Below are 6,000 nucleotides of genomic sequence, written 5' to 3'. Positions count from 1 at the left end.
TTGTTCATTTGGTTGCCTTGTTTTAACTCTTCCTATAACAGTATTATATAGGATAAATGAATCATTGACAAGTTCTAGTAAAAAAAATCTCTTCCGAAGTAAATATTGAGGGAAATAACCTCAGTTTGATGTCATAAATTGGCGATTTTTTTGAGGAGAGAGCAGAACAGACTCAAAGCTTTTAATTCCTGGATAAAGTTGGTTATCTCGAAGTGAGGTTGAAATAGCGATCGCGTTGAATTTATGCTTTTTTGTGCTTATAAAATGACTAGAGTAAAGTAGGAAAAATCTCAAAAATTTGGCGGTGGAACATCCCGTCAGCAATAGATTAAGCTGGTTGTATTGTCAGGGGATAGCCTGGGTCTACTTCAATCCCATACTCGACACGACCCTGCTTTTTGAAGGGGGTTAGGGTACAGTGTTAGAAATGTTAGCAACTAAAAGATATCTAGTTTAGATGAGTAAAGCTTTTGCTGCTTGGTTTAGCTGGGTTATACCTGTAGCAGCAACTTTCTTGGCAACGAGCTTAACTGCACCGGTAGCCAGAGCACAAAACCTGTACAATCCGCAGCCGATTTCCCATAGCAAAGAAATTGTTGACACCCTGACTCAAAAAGATATTCCGATCGGGGACGGTGGCTTTGCCCGAGACTATGTAGTAAATCTTGATGCGGGAGACCAAGTTGCCATCGACCTGATCTCAGACAACTTTGACACGATGATCTCTGTGATTGCTTCTGATGGTTCTACGGTAGCGGAAAATGATGATGGACCAGATGGGAGTACTAACTCCTTGTTATTTGCTCGCATCACTGAGACAGATGAGTACATTATCAGGGTGCGTGCCTTTGGCTCAACGGGCGGTGGCACGTTCAGATTAAAGATAACCCGACTTAAACCAATTTAGGGGGTTAGTGGTCGAGTCGGTAAGTACTCGATTAACCAACAGGTCGTCTTTGCCAAAGAATTAGCGAAAGAATTAGTTAAGGATGAGGGTCAGTAAGCACAGAAACAGGGCTTCTGTCCATTCCACCACTGCTCCGTAAGTGTCTCCAGTATGTCCCCCCAGCTGGCGGTGGAACCAGCCGCCAGTCAGTAGAGCGATCGCACATCCTCCGATGGCCATGGTTAAGGAGAACCAAGCATTTGTCGGGTCAAGCAACACTGGCACTATAGATAAACTTAAGACAACGAATAATCCCAAGAGAATATCTTGGGGAATACGTATCCATGGTTTGTGAAATGCTCCTTTACCGGTGGGTCTGAGATAGGGATAAAATGCGATCGCTACTACTTGTCCCCAGCGTCCCCAAGCAGCTGCTCCCATCAAAGCTGCCCACCGATAAGCCCCGATATCAGTTAGGGCAGCTGTTTTTAACAGTAATAGAGTACAGGCTGCCATTGCCCCAAACGCTCCTGTAGCACTATCTGCCATCACATCTAAACGGCGCTGGGGATCTGGAACTGCTAAACCATCCGCTGTGTCTATCACCCCATCTAAGTGTAATCCTCCAGTCAGGGCAAGCCAGCTGACCACAACTACAGCAGAGCGAGTGAATACTGGCATCCCCAACTGTTGCAATAAAGTATCTAATATTACCAGTATCCCCCCAATCAGCAATCCAATCATCGGTGCCCAACGGGCAATGCCCCGAAACTCCATCCCCCAGCTAGCTGGTAGGGGAATACAGGTATAAAAAGTTACAGCACTGCTCATTGAACAGAAAAGTTGACGTCCCCATTGTTTAAATTGTTGTCCGGTAAAATACTTCATGGGTTACTGCTGTTACTGAAATTGATCAGAGTGGGAGAGTTTGAGAGGGAAAATTCATCCCCGACCTAAGAGGNCGGGGTATTCTTTTCCCTCTCAATAGTGTTAATATAAAAAGTAAGGGTCTCAAAAAAAACTGGGTATTGACCCCACTCAGCTACCGACCGTGCGGGGGAAAGTCACGCCCAGGTCGAGAACAGCAACGAGCGTTGTTGTGCAAAGGATACCCCATCCCTCTTCAGGGTGGGGAGGTTCAACTAATCAATTAACCTGGGGGAGCGATAAGACCCGCGCTATATCTGATCTTGTTAGCGCCGGGATACATGGACTCCCCCAGGTTAATTGAGGGGGTTAAACACCCCCTCAATTAACAACATTTAACAGTAGCGCTACAGCCAGTAAATCCTCTAGAATATTAGGATGTTGACTCTGAACTATCGCTACCGAATCTACCCAGACGCCACTCAAGAACAAAGATTAATTGAGTCGATGGAAATTTGTCGCAGTGCTTACAACTATGCGTTGCGGGAGATCAAAGATTGGTGTGATAGTCGCAAATGCTTGATAGACAGATGCTCTCTTGAAAAAGAGTACATCATTTCATCTGAAGCAAAGTTTCCTAACGAAATTAATCAACTGAACAACCTGCCCAACGCTAAGAAAGAATTTCCCAGGCTCAAGGAGGTTCCTTCTCAAGTTCTTCAGCAAGCTATCAAGCAGTTGCACAAAGGTTGGGAGTACTTTCAGTCCCGTGGTTTTGGCTTTCCACGGTTCAAAAAGCATGGGCAGTTCAAGTCTTTGCTGTTCCCTCAGTTTAAAGACAATCCGGTTACGGACTTGCACATCAAATTGCCCAAGATAGGACTGATTCCAATTAACTTGCATCGCCCAATCCCTAACGGGTTTGTGGTCAAGCAAGTGAGAATCATACGGAAAGCTGACCGATGGTATGCATCTATCAACATTCAATGTGATGTCAGTGTTCCAGACCCTATGCCACATGGTCATCCCATTGGCGTCGATGTCGGGCTGGAAAAATTCTTAGCAACAAGTGATGGTGCTCTCGTCAAGCCGCCGAAGTTTTTTAAGACCCTGCAAAGTAGGCTGAAAGTGCTGCAACGTAGGTTGTCTAGAAAGCAGAAACGGTCTAAGAATTACGAGAAACAGCGGATGCAGATTGCTAGACTTCACCACAAAATTGATAACACTCGGAAGGACTTTCACTTCAAACAAGCTCATGCTCTTTGTGATGCTGGAGATATGATCTTCATGGAAGATTTGGACTATCAAACTAGTGCCAAAGGGATGTTGGGTAAGTATATGCTTGATGCTGGGTTTGGACAATTCCGAACCATCGTTAAGTATGTGTGCTGGAAGCGTGGAAAGTTTTTTGGTGAAGTAGATGCCAGGAGGACTTCTCAACAGTGTCCTGAGTGTGGTGGGCAAGTCAAAAAAGACTTGAGTGTTAGAGTTCACAATTGCCCTGATTGTGGGTATAAAACCGATAGGGATGTAGCTAGCGGTCAAGTCATAAAAAATAGAGGGATACAACTGATCAGTACCGATGGACAGTCGGGAATCGAAATTGCCTGTGCAGTCGGTCTACCGGGGGTTGGGGCAACCCAATCTAGGTCAGAGGCGAAACCCCACAAGGGAGCAACCAGGAAATCCTTGAAGTGATTCTTGGAAGCCCGCGCTGTATGCGTAGCATCAGCGCCGGGAGGATGTCACTGAATTTTCCTTTGAGCACCATCGAAAGATTGGGATAGTATGGTGTCATAAGCTGTTGTTATAAGCAGCAAGTTACTCCACCCTATGGGTTAGGTCTCAACAGCAACGGGCTGCCAATCTAGTTAGTTCGTTCCGACCAAAACGGCTCAATCAACATTCCTTGGTAGAAGCGATGCAGCGCCAACAACGGGGAGGCAGTGCGGCCAAAGGGGGTCTCCCCTATGAGCAACTGCCGTGGTTTCCACGGGGCTGACAAGGTGCTCGAATGTGCTCCACACGGCCCCTGGCTATAGCGCGACTGCATCAATAAAAAGTAGTTGGCAATGGGTTGACCCCATTTGGGATATAAGCTGTTGGTGTTCACTCAATAAGGGTAAAACCTTAAACAGGAGTAATCTAGTTGACTAGATTTGACGAGTTTACTGTGAACTATTTAAAGATAAACACCTAACAGAGATTATCCCCTGCATCTATTGGAATTATCTCTTGCTGCTTACTAGGCACCCTTACACCCTTAAACGCTTGTAGGTTTACACGCTTATACGCTTGTATTAACCATTAAGCATGCTTAGATTAGGTATTAAGTACGATAACCATTAACCTTTATTGTTGGTTTTAACCCGTTGCCGTAGCTATGTTCTCATCAATTGGTTTAACCTTTAGGGTTGCCTCGCCAATCAATTAAATATACCAGTTGCATGTCAATATCAGCCCTGAAAAGCATTATAGGCTTTTATCCATGAGTCACCACCAATCTCGACACCAACTCCCAGCTCCTTGCATCATTGAAACTGGCATTATCATCAACAAGCGAGATATGAAACGCTTGCTTGGTGATTTAGGTTGCGTCCGTTACATCCACACTCTCGATGGTCAACTAAAGAACCAGGGGGAAGGGTTAGTTCAGGAAGTATTTGCTGATCCCCATTGCTCGACCCTGATTGCCAATCGGACACTTTACATCAATGTCCATAGTTTTGACTATTTACAACTGAGTCAGTCTCCAACCCAAGAAGCATACTTTGACCTAATTAATGAAAATCGTCAGTTGCGGCTGATTCCGCTGTTGAATCCCTTGCAACAAGAGTGTGTTGATCAACTTCAGGCGGAAGCCCTTGAAGCTATGGTCACACAGGTTCTAAGCGCGAAATGGGATGTGCAAATTGATGATGATGCAGATAGTCCTTTTTAGCTTAGAAGGTTAGAAGGTTAGAAGGTTACAGGTTGATTAATGAAATTCAAGGGTATAAGTATTGGCTTGCTCCAAGTTGGATGCATCTAATACAAAATATCGAAGACGCAAGAGTTTAACCTGGGTTAACCGAATTAGAAGCTATGGTCTAGTTAACGATATTTCAAGACCTAGATCAACTTGAATCAACAGAAAATTAATTTTTCATTTCAATGTCAGGCTTCCTGTAGCCACACTAAGGCAAGAGCTGGGGTGTTTGTGACCCCCCATGGTGTGGTGGAAACTCCCAGGTTTATGCCAGTAGGCACCCTAGCAACGGTAAAAACTCTAACACCAGCCCAGTTAGAGGTAGCTGGGGCGCAAATGGTTTTGGCTAATACCTATCATCTCCATCTGCAACCGGGAGAAGCCATCATTAAACAAGCCGGTGGTCTGCATCGATTTATGGGTTGGCACGGACCAATCTTAACTGATTCTGGTGGCTTTCAGGTGTTTAGCTTAAGCCAGCTCCGTACTATTACTGAAGAGGGGGTGAGGTTTCGATCTCCTCGGGATGGGCGGATGATTGATCTAACCCCAGAACGGTGTATGGAAATTCAGCATGCCTTGGGAGCAGATGTGATCATGGCATTTGATGAGTGTCCCCCCTATCCAGCTGAGCGAACTGAGGTAGAATTAGCAACTCAACGAACCTATCGCTGGCTCAAACGCTGTATTGTTGCCCACAATCGCCCTGAACAACAAGCTTTGTTTGGTATAGTTCAGGGTGGGGTGTACCTAGATTTGCGTCAAAGGGCTGCCGAATCCTTGGTCGAGCTGGACTTACCAGGTTATGCCATTGGTGGTGTCAGTGTGGGGGAACCGCCTGAATTGATTCACCAAATTGTCCAGACAACCGCTCCATTACTGCCATGGCATAAGCCTCGTTATCTGATGGGGGTCGGTACCTACAGGGAAATGGTTTTAGCGATCGCATCTGGCATAGACTTGTTTGATTGCGTTATTCCCACTCGCCTGGGACGTCATGGTAGCGCCTTAGTCCAGGGGGAACGCTGGAACTTGAAAAACGCCCAGTTTCGGGAAGATTTTTCCCCCTTAGATGCCAGTTGTCCTTGCTATTGCTGTCAGAATTTCAGTCGTGCTTATCTGAACCATTTAGTGCGATCGCGTGAATCTCTAGGCTATATGTTACTCTCTCACCACAATGTGACTGAGCTAATTCGGTTTACTCAAGCGATCAGGGCAGCCATCTTAAGTGATCAATTCACTACACAATTTGCTCAATGGCTGTTCACTTCATGTTAAG

The 6,000-nt window shown here is 45.5% G+C and carries 5 protein-coding genes; 4 read left to right on the top strand and 1 reads right to left on the bottom strand.

Annotation, left to right across the window (positions count from 1 at the left end; all coding sequences use genetic code 11):
• Positions 1-457: 457 nt before the first annotated feature.
• Positions 458-907 (top strand): PPC domain-containing protein, encoded by a 450-nt coding sequence (locus tag LYNGBM3L_RS00765; RefSeq protein WP_008177847.1) that lies wholly within the window; start codon positions 458-460, stop codon positions 905-907.
• Between the two features lie 72 nt (positions 908-979).
• Here LYNGBM3L_RS00765 and cobS read toward each other — a convergent pair whose 3' ends face one another.
• Entirely contained in the window at positions 980-1,774 is a 795-nt protein-coding gene (gene cobS / locus LYNGBM3L_RS00760; protein ID WP_044491793.1) for an adenosylcobinamide-GDP ribazoletransferase, read from the bottom strand.
• Between the two features lie 417 nt (positions 1,775-2,191).
• Between cobS and LYNGBM3L_RS00755 the strand changes: the two genes are divergently transcribed.
• The 3 genes from LYNGBM3L_RS00755 (at position 2,192) to tgt (ending at position 5,999) form a co-directional block, all read left to right on the top strand.
• Positions 2,192-3,451: an RNA-guided endonuclease InsQ/TnpB family protein gene (locus tag LYNGBM3L_RS00755; RefSeq protein WP_008177843.1), complete on the top strand. Its 1,260-nt coding sequence runs from the start codon at positions 2,192-2,194 to the stop codon at positions 3,449-3,451.
• 790 nt (positions 3,452-4,241) lie between these two features.
• Entirely contained in the window at positions 4,242-4,694 is a 453-nt protein-coding gene (locus LYNGBM3L_RS00750) for a hypothetical protein (protein ID WP_008177841.1), read from the top strand.
• A 180-nt stretch (positions 4,695-4,874) separates the two neighbouring features.
• On the top strand, positions 4,875-5,999 hold the full coding sequence (tgt, locus tag LYNGBM3L_RS00745) for a tRNA guanosine(34) transglycosylase Tgt (RefSeq protein ID WP_008177840.1): 1,125 nt from the start codon (positions 4,875-4,877) through the stop codon (positions 5,997-5,999).
• The last annotated feature ends 1 nt before the right edge of the window (position 6,000 follow it).

The sequence above is a fragment of the Moorena producens 3L genome (genome assembly GCF_000211815.1).
GTDB classification, from domain to species: Bacteria; Cyanobacteriota; Cyanobacteriia; order Cyanobacteriales; family Coleofasciculaceae; genus Moorena; species Moorena producens.
The sequence above is the reverse complement of the archived record's forward strand: the minus strand, read 5'-3'. Positions and strand labels throughout refer to the sequence as shown.